Raw genomic sequence first — 17,142 nt, forward strand, 5'->3', positions numbered from 1 at the left:
GGGGGGGGTGGGGGGGGGGGGGGGGGGCGGGTCTGTCAGACTGGTTGCAATCGTTGCTCAAACACCCCAACCCCATCCAGATCCCGCAACACCACACTCATCTCCCCCGTCTGCCCATCAATATTCACCTCACCAAAAAACTGAAACCCGGCAAACGGCGAGGTGTTCTGTGCCGGTGGTGCTTTCTCGAACACCACCTGCGGACCAAAGGTCTTATCCAGCGAATCAGGCCCGAAACTCCCCGCATTCAAAGGCCCGGCGACAAACTCCCAGAACGGTTCGAAATCCTGAAATGCCGCTCGATCCGGGTGGTAATGGTGCGCGGCGCAGTAATGCACATCCGCCGTCAGCCAGACAAAATTGCGCACCTGCTGCGCCCTCAGAAAACCGAGCAATTCGGCGATTTCCATTTCACGCCCCTGGGCCGGTCCCGGCTCGCCATTGGCCACGGCTTCCCAACGCGTCACGCCAGGGCTGACTTCACCGTCCGGTACGCCGAGGCCAATCGGCATATCAGCAGCGATGACTTTCCACTGGGCCTTGGAGGCCTTCAACTCACGTTTGAGCCAGTCCAGTTGTTCACGACCCAGGAACGGTTTGGCGGCGCCCAGATTGTCGTCATTGGCCCCGCGATAACTGCGCAAGTCGAGCACGAACACATCGAGCAACGGACCGTAACCGAGCTTGCGATAAATCCGCCCACCGCCATCGGCGCTCTGCAACCGCATCGGTGCATATTCGAGCCAGGCCTGACGCGCGCGACCGACCAGGCTGTGGATATCTTTACTCTTGTAGCGCTCATCCAGTTGCTTGCCCGGCGACCAGTTGTTGACCACTTCATGGTCGTCCCACTGCCAGATCTGCGGAACCTCGGCATTGAAGCGGCGGATGTTTTCGTCCATCAGGTTGTAACGGTAATTGCCGCGATAATCGTCGAGGGTTTCGGCGACTTTGCTCTTGGCTTCAGAGGTGATGTTGCGCCACACGCGGCCGCTCTCTGTGGTGAGCTGCGCAGGTATCGGGCCGTCGGCGTAGATGGTGTCGCCGCTGTGGATAAAGAAGTCTGGCAGGCGCAAACGCATGGCTTCGTAGATGCGCATGCCGCCGATGTCCGGGTTAATGCCGAAGCCCTGGCCGGCGGTGTCGCCGCTCCAGACGAAACGGAGGTCGCGACGGGTTTGCGGCACGCTGCGCAGATGGCCGAACCACGGTTCGCTGGCGACGCCGCTCTGGGCGTCTTCGAAGTGCACGCGGTAGAAAATCGCCTGGCCCGCGGGCAGGCCGGTGAGTTCGACACGGGCCGTGAAATCGGTATCGGACACGGCCAACGGCGAGACAAAACGACGGGGATTGCTGAACAGGCTGCGGGTGTCCCATTCCACCACCATGCGCGCAGGGCGATCGCAGCGGCTCCAGATCATCGCCCGGTCACCCAGCACGTCGCCGGACTGCACGCCATCGGTGAGTTGCGGCCGATCCTTGACCGAGGCAATGACGGCCGGCGCCAGGCCCGGCAACAACAGCCCGGCACCCACGGCTTGTATGACACGACGGCGGCCGAGGTCGAATTCGCTCATGGTGTTCTCCCTGAAAAGGAAAACTTAAGCACATGCCCATGAAACCGGTGTGACACCGCTCTACCCTGTGGGAGTGCGGTGGAGTATCAGGCGCTGACGGGCTCTATCGCCAGCCCAACGACCTCCGGCCGCTTGACCACCGCATAAACCACCGCCGTCAGCAAACTCCCGGCCACAATCGCCAGCAAATACAGCAGCGCATGGTTGATCGCATTCGGGATCGCCAGTACGAACAACCCGCCGTGCGGCGCCATCAGTTTGCAGCCGAAATACATCGACAACGCACCGGTCAGCGCACCACCGGCGATGCTCGCCGGGATCACCCGCAGTGGGTCTTTCGCGGCAAACGGAATCGCGCCTTCGGAGATGAAGCACAGCCCCAACACCAACGCCGCTTTACCGGCTTCGCGTTCGGTCTGGGCGAACTTGCGCCGCGCAATAAACGTAGCGATGCCCAGGCCAATTGGCGGCACCATGCCGGCCGCCATGGTCGCGGCCATCGGTGCATAACTTTGCGACGCCAGCAGCCCCACCGAGAATGCATACGCGGCTTTGTTGATCGGCCCGCCCAGGTCGACGCACATCATCGCGCCCAGCAGCACACCGAGCAGAATCGCATTGGTGGTGCCCATGCTGTCGAGGAAGTGCGTGAGGCCTTCGAGCATCCCGGCCACCGGTTTGCCGACCACGTAGATCATCACCAGGCCGGTGAACAGACTCGCCAGCAACGGGATGATCAGGATTGGTTTGAGCGCCTCAAGACTTTGCGGCAAGCGCGCATAACGGTTGATCGCCTGCGCCGCGTAACCGGCGATGAAACCGGCAATGATCCCGCCGATAAAACCGGCGCCCAGGGTGCTTGCCAGCATGCCGCCAATCATCCCCGGCGCCAGGCCCGGACGGTCGGCGATCGAGTAGGCGATGTAACCCGCCAGCAGCGGCACCATCAGCTTGAACGCGGTCTCGCCGCCGATCTGCATCAGCGCCGCCGCGAGGGTGCCTTGCTCCTTGAATGCGGTGATGCCGAACACGAACGACAAGGCGATCATCAAACCGCCTGCCACCACCATCGGCAGCATGAACGACACGCCGGTCAGCAGGTGTTTGTAGACGCCGGTTTTCTCTTGCTTGGCCGGGCCTTTGGCACCGCTCGCAGCGGTTTCCTGCGTGCCTTCGGCCAGCGCTTTATTCAGCGTCGCTTCGGCTTGTTTGAGGGCGATGCCGGTGCCGCAACGGTAAATCTTCTTGCCGGCAAAACGATCGGTGGCGACTTCGATATCGCAGGCCAGCAGCACCACGTCCGCATCGGCAATTGCCGCTGCACTCAACGGATTGCGCGCACCGACCGAGCCCTGGGTTTCCACTTGCAGGTCGTAGCCCAGACGCTTGGCCGCTTGCTGCAAGGCTTCAGCGGCCATGAAGGTGTGAGCGACGCCGGTCGGACACGCGGTAATCGCGACCAGACGCGGAGCGTTTTTAACGACGACAGCAGGTTCGGCCACGGCTTCGGGGGCGACGTAAACCTGAGCCTCTTCAGCACCGCGACGCAGCACCGCTTCGACATCTTGCAGGGCTTGCGCCGGGGTACTCTGGAACACCCGCTTGCCGACGAATCGCGACATATCCACCGGTGTGCTGGTCACCAGCAATACCCACTCGGCCGCCTCGATCGTGGCCGCCGACAATTGGCGTTCAGGGTGCGCGGCATCGTTGACTTCGACACTGGTGCTCCAGCCCTGACGCTGGGCCGCCGCGTCGAGCAAGCGGGCGCACAGCACACTGGTAACCATGCCGTTCGGGCAGGCCGTAACAATGGCTAACTTCATGACAAACCCTCTTATTGTTCTGTCAGGGGGCGCACGCGCACACCCTGTTCGAGCCGCGCCAACTGCGTGGCGTCGCCAATACCGAAACCGATCTGGGTGACCGCCATCGCGGCAATCGCCGTGGCGGTGCGCAACGTCTGCTCAGGCGTATCGGCGCTGAGCAAACCGTGGAGCATGCCGGCCAGTAACGAATCGCCCGCGCCCACGGTGCTGACGACACTGACCTTGGGCGGCGTAGCATGCATCGCCGAGCCGATACTGAACCAGTTCACGCCATCGGCACCGTCGGAGATCACCACGTGCTCGATGCCTTGAGCATGCAAGCGGCTCGCGGCTTCAGCCTGTGCCGCGACCGAAACCATCTCGCCGCCCATCACGTCGGCCAGCTCTTCGGTGTTCGGTTTTATCAACCATGGACCGGCATTGAGCGCGGCCCGCAAGGCTTCGCCACTGCTGTCCAGCGCCACGTTCAGACCGAGATTTTTCAAACGCACAATCAACGCCTGCAACCACTGCGGGCTGATGCCTTGTGGCAGGCTGCCGGCAACGACGACCGCGTCATGATCGGGTGCAATCTGATCGAGTCGATCAAGCAATGCCTGCTGCGCGGCTTCACTGACCAAGGGGCCGGGACCGTTGATGTCGGTGATGCGCCCATCGCTTTCCGCCAGTTTGATGTTGCTGCGCGTCTCACCCGGAACACGGATGAACGCGTCGACAAAACCGCGTTTGGCAAACAGCGTTTCGAACGCTTGAAGATTGTCCTCCCCGAGGAAGCCGCTGACCGTGAGCTGATGCCCAAGGTCCGCCAGCACTTGTGCCACGTTCACGCCTTTACCGGCGGCATGCGTGTGCATCTCGTCGCTACGGTTGACTTGGCCGGGGGTAAGCAGCGGCAACTGGACCGTGAGGTCCAGCGCCGGGTTGAGGGTCAGGGTCAGGATCTTGGCCATTACAGGGCCTCCACTAGTGCGCGCACTTCATTGGCGCTGCCCACGGCCAGGGCCTGTTGGGCAAGGATTTGGGTCTGGGCCAGGCTGAGCTCGCGAACCCGCGCCTTGACCTCGGCAATGCTGCGACCTGACACACTGAGCTCGTCCACACCCAGGCCGACCAGCACCGGCACCGCCAGCGGATCGGCCGCCAGCTCGCCGCACACGCCGACCCACTTGCCGTGGGCATGGGCCGCGCGCACGGTGATGTCGATCAGTTGCAGCACCGCCGGGTGCAAGCCGTCAGCCTGGGCCGACAAGGTCGGATGACCACGGTCGATGGCCAAGGTGTATTGGGTCAGGTCATTGGTGCCGACGCTGAAGAAGTCGACCTCTTTGGCCAGCACCGGCGCCAGCAATGCAGCCGACGGCACTTCAATCATGATCCCCAGTTGCAGGTCGGCAACCGGAATTTCCAGACGCAGACGTTCGGTCATGTCCCGGGCCTGACGCCATTCGTCGACGCTGCCGACCATGGGGAACATGATCCGCAGCGGACGGTTGTCCGCCGCACGGAGCAACGCGCGCAATTGCGCTTCCATGATCTGCGGACGTTGCAGGGTCAGGCGAATACCGCGCACGCCGAGGAACGGGTTTTCTTCTTTGGCAATCGGCCAATACGGCAGCGGTTTGTCACCGCCAACGTCGAGAGTGCGGACCACCAGCGGCCGACCGGCCAGGCCATCGAGCACGCGACGGTATTCGACTTCCTGGGTCGCCTCGTCCGGCGCCTGCGAGTGGGCCATGAAAATCAGTTCGGTGCGCAGCAGGCCAATGCCTTCGGCACCCTGCTCCACCGCGCTGGTCACGCCCGCGCTTTCGCCGATGTTGGCGAACACTTCGACCGCATGCCCATCAGTGGTCAGTGCCGGTTGATGACGTTGTTCGGCGGCCGCTTTCAAACGTTGCTCGCGGGTGTCGCGCTCTTCGGTGGCGCGCTGCAAGGTCGCCGCGTCGGCGTCCACGTGCAGGCGACCGCGTTGACCATCAATCAGTAACGGCGTGCCCGGCGCCAGCAGCAACACGGCCGGGCCGGCGCCGACCAGCGCCGGAATACCGAGGGCTCGGGCGACAATCGCACTGTGCGCGGTAGCACCGCCACGGGCGGTGAGGATGCCGGCGACACGCGCCGGATCAAGGCGGGCGACATCGGACGGGCCGACTTCATCCATCACCAGAATGTACGGTTGCTCAGGTTCGCTCGGGGTTTCGACGCCACTCAGTTGCGCGAGCACTCGACGGCCGATATCACGCAAGTCGGCGGCGCGTTCGGCGAGCAAGGCGTCCTGCAGCGACTCCTGTTGTTTGGCCGCTGCTTCAATCACCGCCATCCACGCCGCTTCAGCGCTTTCGCCCTGCTTGAGACGGGTGTCGACTTCATCGGTCAATTCCGGGTCGTCGAGCATTTCCTGGTGGGTGATGAAAATCTCGCGAATGGCCTTGGATTTGCTGCGTTCGATCAGGCCTTCGATGTCGCGACGTACGTCCGCCAACGCCTGCTGGAGACGCTCGCGCTCAATCGCAGCAGACTCGCCGCGCAGCGGGTAATCAATGGTTTGCAGCACTTGAATGTGCGCCGGGCCGATGGCGATGCCCGGTGCGGCGGCGATGGCCTGGATCAGGCTGCCGGAGGCTGGCGCGAGGATTACCTCGGCTATATCGGCGATCACTTCGCGCTGCTGGCTGACGGCTGGCAACGGCTCGACTTCTTCACCGAGGCCTTCTTCGATGGCGGCCAGCAAGGCTGGCAAGGCATCGGCGGCGATGCTCGGCTCGGCAACAAATTCCAGCACCTGACCGCGACGGGCGCCGAGGCTGAGCAGTTTGCTCAAGCTCTTCACCGACACCGCGCTATCCTGGCCATCGACGATGCGTACGCGGATTTCACCTTCAAAGCTTTTCGCCAGTTGCGCGAGGATCTTCGCCGGACGCGCGTGCAAGCCGTGGGCGTTGGCCAGGGCGATGCGAGCGCTCGGCCAATCGGCTGGCAGTTCACCGCCCAGGACTTCAAGGACTTTACGGCTGCTGGTGGCGCGGCCCAGTTCGTGGCCTCGACCTTCGATCAGCAACGCACAAAGGCGTTCGAGCAAGGCTTGGTGAGCTTCACCGAGGCTGGCCAGGCAGAACAGACCGCTGAGCGGCTGACCAAGGTAACGCATCGGTTTGTCCGGCGTGACGAAGGCCAGGCCCGGACGCTTGACCGTTTGCTCGCTGTGCAACCACCACAGCCCATCGCCCAGCGGCAGCGCGTCGACCTGCTGCAACACGGCGGAGAAACCGTTGCTCACACAATCGGCCTGACGCAGCAAACGTGCACCGCGCCAGACCAGCTCTTCGAAGTCGTCGGCGGACACACCGAGGCCGATCATCTGGGCATCCAGCGCCAGTTCTTGCGGCGCGCCTTGCAGCAGTTTCAACAAGGCTTCGGCGGAACTGGCGCGGCGTAGCGCCTGGCCCAGGTCGGTTTCGCCGAGGGCGCGGGTCAGCAGTTGCAGCAAGCGCAGGTGTTCATCGGATTTGGCCGCAATACCAATCGCCAGGTAGACGATCTGACCGTCGCCCCAGTCCACGCCTTCAGGGAACTGCATCAGCCGCACGCCGGTGGAAAACACCAGATCGCGGGTTTCCGGCGTACCGTGAGGGATGGCAATACCTTGACCGAGAAAGGTCGAGCCCTGGGCCTCGCGCGCCTGCAACCCGGCGAGGTAACCCTCGGCCACCAGACCATCGGTGACCAGATGCTGCGCCAGCAGGTGCAACGCTGCGGACTTATCCACGGCCGATTGGCCCATGGATATCTGCTCTATAGTGAGCTCGAGCATGCTTTCTCCTTTTTGGCGTCTTGTGACGCCAGGTATTGTTTTGAATGATTCAGCTTAGGCTCTTGGTCATCACTTTTGGCGGTTTCGCGGCAGAACCGGCAAAGAAGCCCATAACGTAGAAAATACGCTTGCTGAAACGTTTAATCTAGAATGATTGGCACGTTACTCGATTATGTCTCATCCTTGAAGTCCAATTGTCGGATGCGTCGCGACGATGGTCGTCTGCCTTAATCGGGTAGGATTGGCGAAAATGTCGAGGCAAGCTCGAAAAAACAAGGAAAAACCGGGTTGAAACTCAGTGATATCGCCCAGTTGGCCGGTGTGTCCGTAACCACCGCCAGCTACGTCATCAATGGCAAGGCAGAACAACAACGTATCAGCAGTGCCACCGTCGAGCGCGTACGCGCGGTCGTTGAAGAACATGGCTTTACGCCCAATCCGCAGGCCGCCGGGTTGCGCAGTCGGCACACCCGCACCTTGGGTTTCATTCTGCCGGACCTGGAAAACCCCAGTTACGCGCGCATCGCCAAACTGCTGGAACAAGGCGCCCGGGCTCGCGGCTATCAGCTGCTGATCGCCAGTTCCGACGATGCACCGGACAGCGAACGACAATTGCTGAAGCTGTTCCGGGCCCGGCGCTGCGATGCATTGATCGTTGCCAGTTGCCTGCCGGCCGGCGATGACAGCTACCGCCAGTTGCAGGCCAAGGGCATTCCGATCATCGCGATCGACCGGGTCATGGAGCCTGAGCATTTCTGCTCAGTGATCAGTGATGACCGCGAGGCCAGCCTGCAACTGACCCGCAGTCTACTGGCCCCGTTGCCCAAGCAGATCGCACTGATCGGCGCACGCCCCGAACTGAGCATCAGCCAGGAGCGGGCGGCCGGTTTCAAAGGAGCGTTGAACGGGTTCAAAGGCGAGGTGCTGATCGAGCACGGCGAGTCGTTCAGCCGTGAGTGCGGCAAACAGTTGATGGAAGAACTGCTACAGCGTCTGGGCCATTTGCCGGATGCGCTGGTGACCACGTCCTACGTGCTGCTTCAGGGCGTGTTCGATGCCTTGCACGACTTCCCGCTCAAAACCCGCCCGTTGCGCCTCGGCACCTTCGGCGACACGCAGTTGCTGGATTTCCTGCCGCTGCCGGTCAACGCCATGGCCCAGCAACATCAGCTCATCGCCGACAAGGCGCTGGAACTGGCCCTGGCCGCCATCGAGCAATCGGATTACCAACCCGGCGTGCAGGCCATCGCGCGGACCTTCAAGCAGCGTATTCGCCAGGACTGAACCGTGGAGCTGATCGACAGCCACACTCATCTGGACTTTCCGGACTTCGACGAGGATCGCGCGGCGGTGTTGGCCGAGAGCCGCGCCCTCGGAGTGCGGCGGATGGTGGTGCTGGGGGTTTATCAGGGCAATTGGCAGCGGGTCTGGGACCTGGTGCAAAGCGATCCCGACCTGTATGCGGCGTTCGGTTTGCATCCGGTGTATCTGGATGATCATCGCCCTGAAGACTTACACGAACTGGGTGATTGGCTGACTCGGTTGGCGGGTCATCGACAGTTGTGCGCGGTGGGCGAGATTGGCCTGGATTACTTTATCGAAACCCTGGATCGTGAACGCCAACAGGTGCTGTTCGATGCGCAGCTGCAACTGGCGGCGGACTTCAATCTTCCCGCGCTGATTCATGTGCGACGCAGCCACGCGGCGGTGATTGCCACGCTCAAGCGGTTTCGCTTGAAACGCGCGGGGATCATTCATGCCTTCGCCGGCAGCAAGGAAGAGGCCCGCGAGTACATCAAGCTTGGTTTCAAACTGGGTTTGGGTGGTGCCGCGACCTGGCCTCAGGCCTTGCGCATGCATCGTGTGCTGGCCGAACTGCCGCTTGAATCAGTGGTCCTGGAAACCGACTCGCCGGACATGGCGCCCGCCATGTTCCCCGGTCAACGGAATAGTCCGGCGCATCTGCCGGCGATCTGTACGGCGCTGGCGGGGATCATGGCGATCACGCCTGAACAACTGGCCGTCGCCAGCACTGCAAATGCCTGTGAACTGTTCAACTGGCGTTAGTCACCGATCGTTCCCACGCTCTGCGTGGTAACGCCTCCTGTGACGCTCTGCGTCACGACTTTTGGGACGCGGAGCGTCCCGGGCTGCATTCCCACGCAGAGCGTGGGAACGATCCTGCTTAAACCCGGAACGCGCTGATCAGCTGCTTCAATTCCACCACCTGAGCCGACAACGCACGACTGGCATCCTCAGTCTGGTGCGCACCTTCGGCAGTACGCTCACCGGCGCGGTTGATTTCGACAATATTCTGGTCGATGTCATGGGCCACGGCGGTCTGCTGCTCTACCGCGGCGGCGATCTGTTGGTTCTGATCGACGATCATGCCGACCGCACCGAGGATGTTTTCCAGCGCTTGCTGAACCTTTTCCGACTGCCCCACCGTGCCGTTGGCCATCTGATGACTGGTACCCATCGCCTTCACCGCAGCGCCGACACCGCTGTGCAGCTTGGCGATCATCTGCTCGATTTCCTCGGTAGATTGCTGGGTGCGCTTGGCCAGGGTCCGGACCTCGTCCGCCACCACCGCAAAACCACGACCTTGCTCACCGGCCCGAGCGGCTTCGATGGCCGCGTTGAGCGCCAAGAGGTTGGTCTGTTCGGCGATGCTCTTGATCACCTCCAGCACACGGCTGATGGACTGGCTGTCGCTGGCCAGTTGATTGATCACCAGCACCGACTGGTCGATCTCACTGGCCAGTGCCGCGATGCTGCCCTGCTGGGATTCCACCAGCCCACGACCGCTGATGGTCTCATCGTTGACGCTATGAGCGCTGCTGACCGCTGCCGCGGCACTGCGTGCAACCTCCAGGGAGGTGGCGGACATCTGGTTCATGGCCGTGGCGACCTGCTCGATCTGCGTGCGCTGCCCCGCCACCGCCTGGTTGCTCCGGGCGGAAACGTTCTCCACCTGCCCGGCCTGGCGCTCTACCTCACTGACGGTCTGGCCAACCCGCTCGATCAGGTCATGGATTTTCTTCACGGTGCCGTTGAACACCTCGCCCAGCTCGCCCAGTTCATCGCGGCTGTTGGCGCTGAAGGTCACTGTCATGTCGCCGGCCGCGACCTTGTCCATCACCGCGCCAAGACGCTTGAGGGTGGTGCGGGTCGAGGCGTAGAAGCCGCCATAGAGGTAAAAAATCAACACGAACACCACCGACAGCGCCAAGGCCTGCAAGACCATGTGGGTGCGGTTCTGCTCCAGTCGCTGCTGCAATTGGGTGCCAAGAAACTTCAGCGTGGCTTCGTTGAGTTGGTAGGTCTGGTCCATCAGGCCCGTGACCTGGTCGTAAAAGCCCTGCCAGGGCGCATCCAGCGTGTCGGCCATCACTACCTGTTCTTCGAACAGTTCACTGGCCTTTTTCAGCGATGCCTTGCTGTTTTCGGCCTGCGCCGCCAGGGTTTCGCGTGCCGCTTTGCTGGAGCCCAGCGCGTCCTGCAACTTCAGGGCATATTCGGCCTGCAGTTTTTCGATCTGCGCCAGCAACTCATCAAAACGGGTACTCGATGCCGAGTTGAGAAAACCCTGCCCCAGCGAAAAAGAGCCCATCGCCCGGCCTTCGCCCAGAAGCTGGGTCACGGGCGGGGTGACATTGGTAATGAGTTCGCTGAGCTGGCGCATGTCGCTCTGGGTGTCGCGGCTGAGGCCGGCCTGACTGGCGATGACCTGGCTGAAAATTTGGGCGTTGCCGAGCAGCTTGCCGATCATCGCACTTTTGCTTTGCAGGGAGCTTTCCGCTTGCTGGGCCTTGAACGCGGCGATCATCTCATCGCGTTTGCCATCGAAAACCGTGATCTGCTCGGGGTCCGTGGTCATCGCCGTCAGCCCTTGCAAACGGGTCAGCACATTTTGCCCCAGGGTACTGATCTGCGACTCGACATTGCCGGCCTTGCCGGACTGACCAAGGGTGACGTTGATCTGCACCAGGTTGTTCAGGGTTTCCAGATCGCGCCGCAACGTCAGGCTGCTGCCCAACAGGTCAAGGCTCTGCAGCTCGACCCGGGTGCCCTGGAATTCTCGATAAGAATCGCGCACCAGATAGAAGTTGGTCACCAGCATCGGCACAAGGAACAGCACGCTGATCAGGCTGAACTTCATGCCAAAGCTCAGGCGGTTCATCAGCGCGACGGCGGGATAGAGCAAGCTCTTCACTATGAAGTCTCCCTTCGATTTCTTATTTTTATTGGCAGGCGCAGGTCGAGAGCAGATAGCCACTATTCGGCGCTGTCTCTGTATAGCTTAAATCGGCGGGATGTTTTGTAACTTAAGGTTAACGGCGAGATGCACACTTAGGACGATAGATACCCCTGTGGCGAGGGGGCTTGCCCCCGTTCGGCTGCGAAGCAGTCGCAGAACCTGATTGCACAGTTTGACTGGAAAAATGCTAGGGGCCGCTTCGCGACCCAACGGGGGCAAGCCCCCTCACCACAACGGAGTCCACTCCAGAACTAAGCAAGAACGGTCCACAGCGCGAAACCGGCATACCAGAGCACTGCCGCGCGCAGCAGCAGTTCCCAGATCCGGTCGAGGCTGTTGATGCCGTCAGGCCCGACCATTGGCGCCGGAATTTCACCGGCCACCAAGCCCACCTTCTCGATCAATTGGGCGGCGCTGATGTTCCAGTTCAGCAGCTCGTTCAACATTACCCGGCCGACCGCGACAAAGTTGCCGACCAACGCAAAACTCGCCGCCAACAGACGCACCGGCACCCAGTCGAACGCATGACGCAGTTTTGCGGCGCGCTCGACCACGGCCGGGGTCTGCCCATGTTCTTCGGCCAGGGCCAGCAGTCGATAGCTCAGGGCTGCGACCGGCCCCAGCAGGAAGTACCAGAAAATCACCGCGAAAAAGCCCTGATAAGCCTCCCACAGCAAATGCCCTTCGACCCGTTCCAGCAATTGTTCGCCGCTATCGGCGCAGATACCCACATCACGGTCCGCTACATGAGCGGCCGCTTGCAGGTCTTCCCGGCGCCAGGCATCGCGAAACGGCCCCAGACCGGCCAGCAGATCACCGCGGCCCAGACTGTAAATCACCACCAGCAGGTGCACCGGCAACGCCAGCAGACCGTAAGCCACCGGGTCCAGAACCAGTAGCAGCAAACCCAGCAATGCCACTGGCAACAACACCAGTATCACCAGGATCAGCCACGGACTTTTCGCCAGACGCGGACTGACCTCAAGCTTGTTCAGCTCGCGAACCCATCCACCATCGCGCTGAATCCGATGACGCAGGGCCGAGAATTTCTCGATCCAGACCGCCAACAGCAACACCAGAAAACTCATTGTTGTTCCTCTTTTGCCAGGGCGGCGCGATAGCGTGCCCAGTCGAATGCAGGCCCGGGATCGGTTTTACGCCCCGGTGCAATGTCGCTATGCCCGCAAATGCGCTCTGCGGTGATGGCCGTGAACGTGCTTTGCAACTGCCGGGTCAGGGTCGTCAACGCTTGATACTGGGCATCGGTGAACGGCAGATCATCCGTGCCTTCAAGTTCAATGCCCACGGAAAAATCGTTACAGGTTTCCCGTCCTTCGAAACTCGAGACGCCGGCATGCCAGGCACGCTCAAGACAAGAGACAAACTGAGTGACGGTGCCGTCACGTTCGATCAGAAAGTGCGCAGATACACGCAGGTCGGCGATCCCTTCAAAGTAGGGATGTTCCGTGACATCCAGACGATTCTGGAAAAACGCCTGCACCTTGCCGGTGGCGAATTGCGCAGGCGGCAGGCTGATGTTGTGGATCACCAGCAGGGAAATTTCATCCGAGGGGCGCGCATTGAAGTTGGGCGATGGGCAAATATCTACGCCCTGACACCAACCGCTCGCGGGGTCCAACTGCATACAGGTTCCTTCAACGACGACTGTGTTGGCGCCCAGTATGCCGCGATAGCCCCTCCGGGCGCGATCACTTGCCGCGATTGAGGCGCCGCAGGTTGCCAATCACCGACTCCAGCGCCCGGTCGAACAGCAAAGTGTCGTCCAGTGTGCGCACCGCGCCACGACGGAATTCCAGCGCCAGGCCGGTGCGGCTGCGTTCCAGCACTTTCATCCCGGTGCGGTTGACGAAAATGTATTTGCCGGTGGCTTCAATGATCGCCGCCAGTTTGCAGCGAAGGGTGTTTTCCTCGTCTTCCTGAAACTCGACCCAGCCCCCCAACCGCAGTTGATCGACCTGAAGCAGGCCGGCATCGTCTTCCGGCAAGCGCACTGACGCCGTATCGACCGGCCCTTCGTCGGCGGTTCGCAGGACAACTTCCTGCTGCACTTCGACCATTACCGGCGTATCGACAGACTGTGCAAGCTTTGGCCCTGGACGTTCGAACAGCTGAACGTGCAAGGCTTCCAGCTCACTGAAAAATTCGCTGGTGGCGAACGGATCGAAGGCCGAACGGCTCAACCCGTCGCGCAACGACTTGAGCAAGCCAGGCACCAGCGCCAACAAGCGCTGGCTCGCATCGGGCTCATCATGACGCTGCACGCTCCAGATCAATTGCTCCATGGTCTGCACATCGGCGTGCCACTCGGCCGCCTGATCGCCGTGCTTGAGGCACGTCAGCAGCAACACCTGGCTCCACGCTTCCTGGACAAATACCACCACCCGCTGCGGCAATACTTGGCCCAACAAGGCCTGATTCAGCACCTGTTCGACGCGCTGGCGGGCCAGTTCAGTCCTGGCGCGGCCCTCTTCGGCGTCGCGGGTGCGTTGCTCTAGCAGCTCACTGCGACGGCGTTCATCGCTGGTGAAGGCGAGAAAATCCGCGAGCAATTCGGAGAAGACCGCCGGATCATCGACAAAATCGTTGAGCAAGCGTTGCACCACCTGTTCGATGCGCAGATACAGGCTGTCGCGCTCATGGTCATCGCACTCCCCCCAACCCATGGCGGCGGTGGCGATTTCATTGAGCAGGCGTCGGGCCGGGTGACTGCTGCGGCTGAAGAAGCTCTTGTCGAGCACCGCCACTTTCAGCATCGGAATCTGCAAACGGCCGATCAACGCCTTGAGCGAATCCGGCAGGTTGCGGTCATCGAGGATGCATTCGAAGAGCATGGCAATCAGGTTGATCACGTCTTCGTCGGCCACCCCGACCACGCGTGACTTGCCACTTTTGACGCTGACCCGGGTCAGCAGCTCTTCGAGCTGGTTTCGCAGATCGAAGTCGTCCTGGGCTTCCGGCGCCGGCACGTATTGCTGCAGGTGCGAGAGCAGGCGCATCAGGTCACGGGTGGTAATCGGCTGTGTCTGGGCGCTGGCTTCAAGCGTGGGCGCGACACTGCCACGCACGTTAAGCAGCAACTCCTGCAACGCCGCGAAAACTTCCTGCACGCTGTCGTCGGTCGGCGGGCCACTGGCGCGAGTGTTGGCGTGAGCCGGTTCAGTATCAACGTCGGCTGCCGCACGCTCCTTGACCCGGCGCGCAGGCGCAGGCTTGAGCTCAGGCAGAACACCGGTGGCGAGCAGCAACTGATTGGCTTCGGCGTAAAGCTGATTGGCATCCCTGAGCACATAGCGGTCGAACAGTTTGAGGATGATCAGCTTGACCTTGATCTCCACTCCCAGGTTGCGCCCGGCCTGCAAAAAGTACTCGCAGAGCATCGACGGCGCCATGGGATTGTGCTGATCGAGCAACTCCCTCCCCAACAGTGCGCTGAAGCGGGCGGTCAATTGGCCGAGGGCGAAACCGTCGCGGCTCAGCACTTTGCTGACCATTGCCTCCACTGCCACCCTGCGCTCCACGTCGTCATCGGGCGGTGCCACCGAGGCATCGAAGGCCAGCGACTGGGGCAAGGCAGATTGAGTGCTGTCGTACCGGGTGAGGCTGACAAAAGCCTCGAAGAATTGTTCGAGAAAGCCGCGTTCGATGTTTTTGCGCTTGAGGCGCAAGTCGCGCATGGCTTCGAAGAACAGGTTCTGTTCGACGTCATCGCGGGCCCGGTCGGCCATTTCGAACAGCGTGTCGTCGGCGTTATCGAACAGTTCCTGCAAACCATGCCTGAGCTGTTGCGCGGCCTTGTCGCGAACCTGAAGCAGAATCACAGGCAGGCGGGCGAGCGGCGAGTGAGTCGCCTGGTCGGTAGCGACCTTGTGCAAAGGCACTACATTCCCGTCGTTGTGCATTCAGCCCTCCTGAAACGGTGAGTCTTCAAAGTCGTCAATCACGTCAAAGCCATGACGTCAAAAGCAAGGCGGATTATCTTGCAAAAGATGTCTTCTCTACCAGCAGACTCTGCGTTTCCTTTTGAAATAGACGCTCGCGGCAGACGCTGACTTAGTACCGATTGCTCAGGCGAATCGACCAAATGCAGGTTTCAGAGCGATGGGAACGCCTCTGATGCCTTGGGTTGCCCAGCACCATGGCCCTATAATCGGGCCACTTTGTTTGTGGAGTCCGTTATGCCGAATCTACGTCTCGCCGATTTGACCGCCGAAATCGAAGCCAACGTGCGCCGTGCGTTGCTCGAAGACATCGGCAGCGGCGACATCACCGCACAGCTGATCCCGGCCGAACGCCTGGCCAAAGCCACGATCATCACCCGCGACGCTGCCGTCATCTGCGGCACAGCCTGGGTTGATGCCGTGTTTCGGCAGCTGGACCCACGTGTTGCGGTGCACTGGCAGGTGCGTGATGGCGAGCGGGTGAAACCCAATCAGGCGCTGTTCCACCTGGAGGGCCCGGCGCGTTCGCTATTGACGGGCGAACGCAGTGCACTGAACTTCCTGCAGTTGCTGTCTGGCGTGGCCACGCGCGCGCAATACCTGGCGGATTACGTTGCCGAGACTCAAGTGAAGTTGCTCGACACCCGTAAAACCTTGCCGGGGCTGCGTCTGGCGCAGAAATACGCCGTGACCTGCGGCGGGTGCCACAACCACCGCATCGGCCTGTACGACGCCTTCCTGATCAAGGAAAACCATATTGCCGCCTGCGGTGGCATCCCGGAGGCCATCAAGGCCGCGCACAAGATTGCCCCGGGCAAACCGGTGGAGATCGAAGTGGAAAGCCTGGAAGAGCTGAAGGAAGCCCTGGCGGCTGGTGCCGACATCATCATGCTCGATGAACTGAGTCTGGATGACATGCGCGAAGCCGTGCGTCTGAACGCAGGCCAGGCGAAACTGGAGGCCAGCGGCGGCATCAACGAAAGCACGCTGCTACCGATCGCCGAAACCGGGGTGGATTACATCTCGATTGGTGCGATGACCAAGGATGTGAAAGCTGTCGATCTGTCGATGCGCCTGAGCCTTTGATAACGCCTGTGTGAATGAAAAACGCCAGCCTCGTGAGGCTGGCGTTTTTGTCAGACCACCAGATTATTCATCTCGCAGTACTCTTCCCACTCGACACCCAACACCTCGGCAGCCTCCTTGTGCAGAACAAGGCGCGCAGCCTCGAACTCTTCAGGGGTTGAGGTGTACTTGAGCGTCAGCTCCCACGGCTGCAAGCCCTGGGACTCTGCCTCATCCTCGAACGCCCACTGGATCTGGTCTTTCTGATCGTCAGCGGGCAAGTCCTTGATCTCTTCGGCTAGCTGAGGCGACTCCGCCAAATACTTCTCCAGCGCTTTTTCGTGTCTGGCTTCTTGGGTCAATTCTTTAACGGTCATGGCGTTCTCTTTGATCTGAGGAATGGAAGATGGATCTGGATCATCAAGGATCTCTCTGACGCAAAAAAACCGTTTGAAGCCCGGTTTGTCTGGCCTTCAGAACCATTCGGGATCATCTGAAAACAACGTGTCGCTCGTGCCCGAGACAGGAATCGAACCTGCGACCTTCGCGTTACGAGTGCGCTGCTCTACCAACTGAGCTACACGGGCAGTGGGCTAAACCTAGCACTGACTTTGGGGTCAGGCAACTTCATGGCTCGTCT

General features: G+C 61.2%; 12 protein-coding genes and 1 tRNA gene. 3 read left to right on the forward strand and 10 right to left on the reverse strand.

Features of this window, described 5'->3' with window-relative positions:
* Window positions 1–35 precede the first annotated feature (35 nt).
* The 4 genes from AC3WP4_RS17855 to ptsP all read right to left on the reverse strand — a co-directional run bounded on the left by AC3WP4_RS17855 (window position 36) and on the right by ptsP (window position 7,217).
* Window positions 36–1,577 carry an alkaline phosphatase D family protein gene (locus AC3WP4_RS17855; RefSeq protein WP_102616054.1) on the reverse strand — a complete coding sequence of 514 codons (1,542 nt, stop codon included), beginning with the start codon at window positions 1,575–1,577 and terminating at the stop codon, window positions 36–38.
* Between the two features lie 86 nt (window positions 1,578–1,663).
* Entirely contained in the window at window positions 1,664–3,403 is a 1,740-nt protein-coding gene (locus AC3WP4_RS17860) for a PTS fructose-like transporter subunit IIB (RefSeq protein ID WP_102616055.1), read from the reverse strand.
* 11 nt (window positions 3,404–3,414) lie between these two features.
* The gene (gene pfkB, locus AC3WP4_RS17865) at window positions 3,415–4,356 is read right to left on the reverse strand and encodes a 1-phosphofructokinase (RefSeq protein WP_102616056.1); all 942 of its coding nucleotides are present in this window, start codon (window positions 4,354–4,356) and stop codon (window positions 3,415–3,417) included.
* Window positions 4,356–7,217, reverse strand: a complete 2,862-nt coding sequence (ptsP, locus tag AC3WP4_RS17870) for a phosphoenolpyruvate--protein phosphotransferase (protein ID WP_074873696.1) — start codon at window positions 7,215–7,217, stop codon at window positions 4,356–4,358. Before ptsP ends, pfkB begins: the two co-directional genes overlap by 1 nt.
* A gap of 288 nt (window positions 7,218–7,505) precedes the next feature.
* Here ptsP and cra point away from each other — a divergent pair, with 288 nt between their 5' ends.
* Both cra and AC3WP4_RS17880 read left to right on the forward strand, forming a co-directional pair.
* The gene (gene cra / locus AC3WP4_RS17875) at window positions 7,506–8,501 is read left to right on the forward strand and encodes a catabolite repressor/activator (protein ID WP_074873694.1); all 996 of its coding nucleotides are present in this window, start codon (window positions 7,506–7,508) and stop codon (window positions 8,499–8,501) included.
* Between the two features lie 3 nt (window positions 8,502–8,504).
* Window positions 8,505–9,284 carry a TatD family hydrolase gene (locus AC3WP4_RS17880; protein ID WP_074873693.1) on the forward strand — a complete coding sequence of 260 codons (780 nt, stop codon included), beginning with the start codon at window positions 8,505–8,507 and terminating at the stop codon, window positions 9,282–9,284.
* Window positions 9,285–9,402: 118 nt separating this feature from the next.
* Here the strand turns inward: AC3WP4_RS17880 and AC3WP4_RS17885 are convergent, their stop codons facing one another.
* The 4 genes from AC3WP4_RS17885 to AC3WP4_RS17900 all read right to left on the reverse strand — a co-directional run bounded on the left by AC3WP4_RS17885 (window position 9,403) and on the right by AC3WP4_RS17900 (window position 15,398).
* A complete protein-coding gene (locus AC3WP4_RS17885; protein WP_102616057.1) occupies window positions 9,403–11,433 on the reverse strand; it encodes a methyl-accepting chemotaxis protein in 2,031 nt (676 codons plus the stop codon).
* Between the two features lie 296 nt (window positions 11,434–11,729).
* Window positions 11,730–12,566 (reverse strand): regulatory signaling modulator protein AmpE, encoded by an 837-nt coding sequence (ampE, locus tag AC3WP4_RS17890; RefSeq protein WP_074873688.1) that lies wholly within the window; start codon window positions 12,564–12,566, stop codon window positions 11,730–11,732.
* Window positions 12,563–13,123, reverse strand: a complete 561-nt coding sequence (gene ampD, locus AC3WP4_RS17895; RefSeq protein WP_074873686.1) for a 1,6-anhydro-N-acetylmuramyl-L-alanine amidase AmpD — start codon at window positions 13,121–13,123, stop codon at window positions 12,563–12,565. The genes ampE and ampD overlap by 4 nt, the downstream gene beginning before the upstream one ends.
* Window positions 13,124–13,187: 64 nt before the next feature.
* Entirely contained in the window at window positions 13,188–15,398 is a 2,211-nt protein-coding gene (locus AC3WP4_RS17900; protein ID WP_102616058.1) for a DUF1631 domain-containing protein, read from the reverse strand.
* 276 nt (window positions 15,399–15,674) lie between these two features.
* Here AC3WP4_RS17900 and nadC point away from each other — a divergent pair, with 276 nt between their 5' ends.
* Window positions 15,675–16,523 (forward strand): carboxylating nicotinate-nucleotide diphosphorylase, encoded by an 849-nt coding sequence (gene nadC, locus AC3WP4_RS17905; RefSeq protein ID WP_074873682.1) that lies wholly within the window; start codon window positions 15,675–15,677, stop codon window positions 16,521–16,523.
* A 50-nt stretch (window positions 16,524–16,573) separates the two neighbouring features.
* On the opposite strand, the gene AC3WP4_RS17910 is transcribed toward nadC, so the two are convergent.
* Entirely contained in the window at window positions 16,574–16,879 is a 306-nt protein-coding gene (locus AC3WP4_RS17910) for a DUF6388 family protein (RefSeq protein WP_074873679.1), read from the reverse strand.
* Window positions 16,880–17,016: 137 nt separating this feature from the next.
* Window positions 17,017–17,089: transfer RNA gene (locus tag AC3WP4_RS17915), tRNA-Thr, on the reverse strand.
* Between the last annotated feature and the right edge of the window lie 53 nt (window positions 17,090–17,142).

It is taken from the genome of Pseudomonas sp. FW305-20, assembly GCF_058788075.1.

Coding starts and splice junctions, on each gene's coding strand:
- AC3WP4_RS17855 (WP_102616054.1), bottom strand. CDS start 1,577: ATGAGCGAATTCGACCTCGGCCGCCGTCGTGTCATACAAGCCGTGGGT.
- AC3WP4_RS17860 (WP_102616055.1), bottom strand. CDS start 3,403: ATGAAGTTAGCCATTGTTACGGCCTGCCCGAACGGCATGGTTACCAGT.
- pfkB (WP_102616056.1), bottom strand. CDS start 4,356: ATGGCCAAGATCCTGACCCTGACCCTCAACCCGGCGCTGGACCTCACG.
- ptsP (WP_074873696.1), bottom strand. CDS start 7,217: ATGCTCGAGCTCACTATAGAGCAGATATCCATGGGCCAATCGGCCGTG.
- ampE (WP_074873688.1), bottom strand. CDS start 12,566: ATGAGTTTTCTGGTGTTGCTGTTGGCGGTCTGGATCGAGAAATTCTCG.
- ampD (WP_074873686.1), bottom strand. CDS start 13,123: ATGCAGTTGGACCCCGCGAGCGGTTGGTGTCAGGGCGTAGATATTTGC.
- AC3WP4_RS17900 (WP_102616058.1), bottom strand. CDS start 15,398: ATGCACAACGACGGGAATGTAGTGCCTTTGCACAAGGTCGCTACCGAC.
- nadC (WP_074873682.1), top strand. CDS start 15,675: ATGCCGAATCTACGTCTCGCCGATTTGACCGCCGAAATCGAAGCCAAC.
- AC3WP4_RS17910 (WP_074873679.1), bottom strand. CDS start 16,879: ATGACCGTTAAAGAATTGACCCAAGAAGCCAGACACGAAAAAGCGCTG.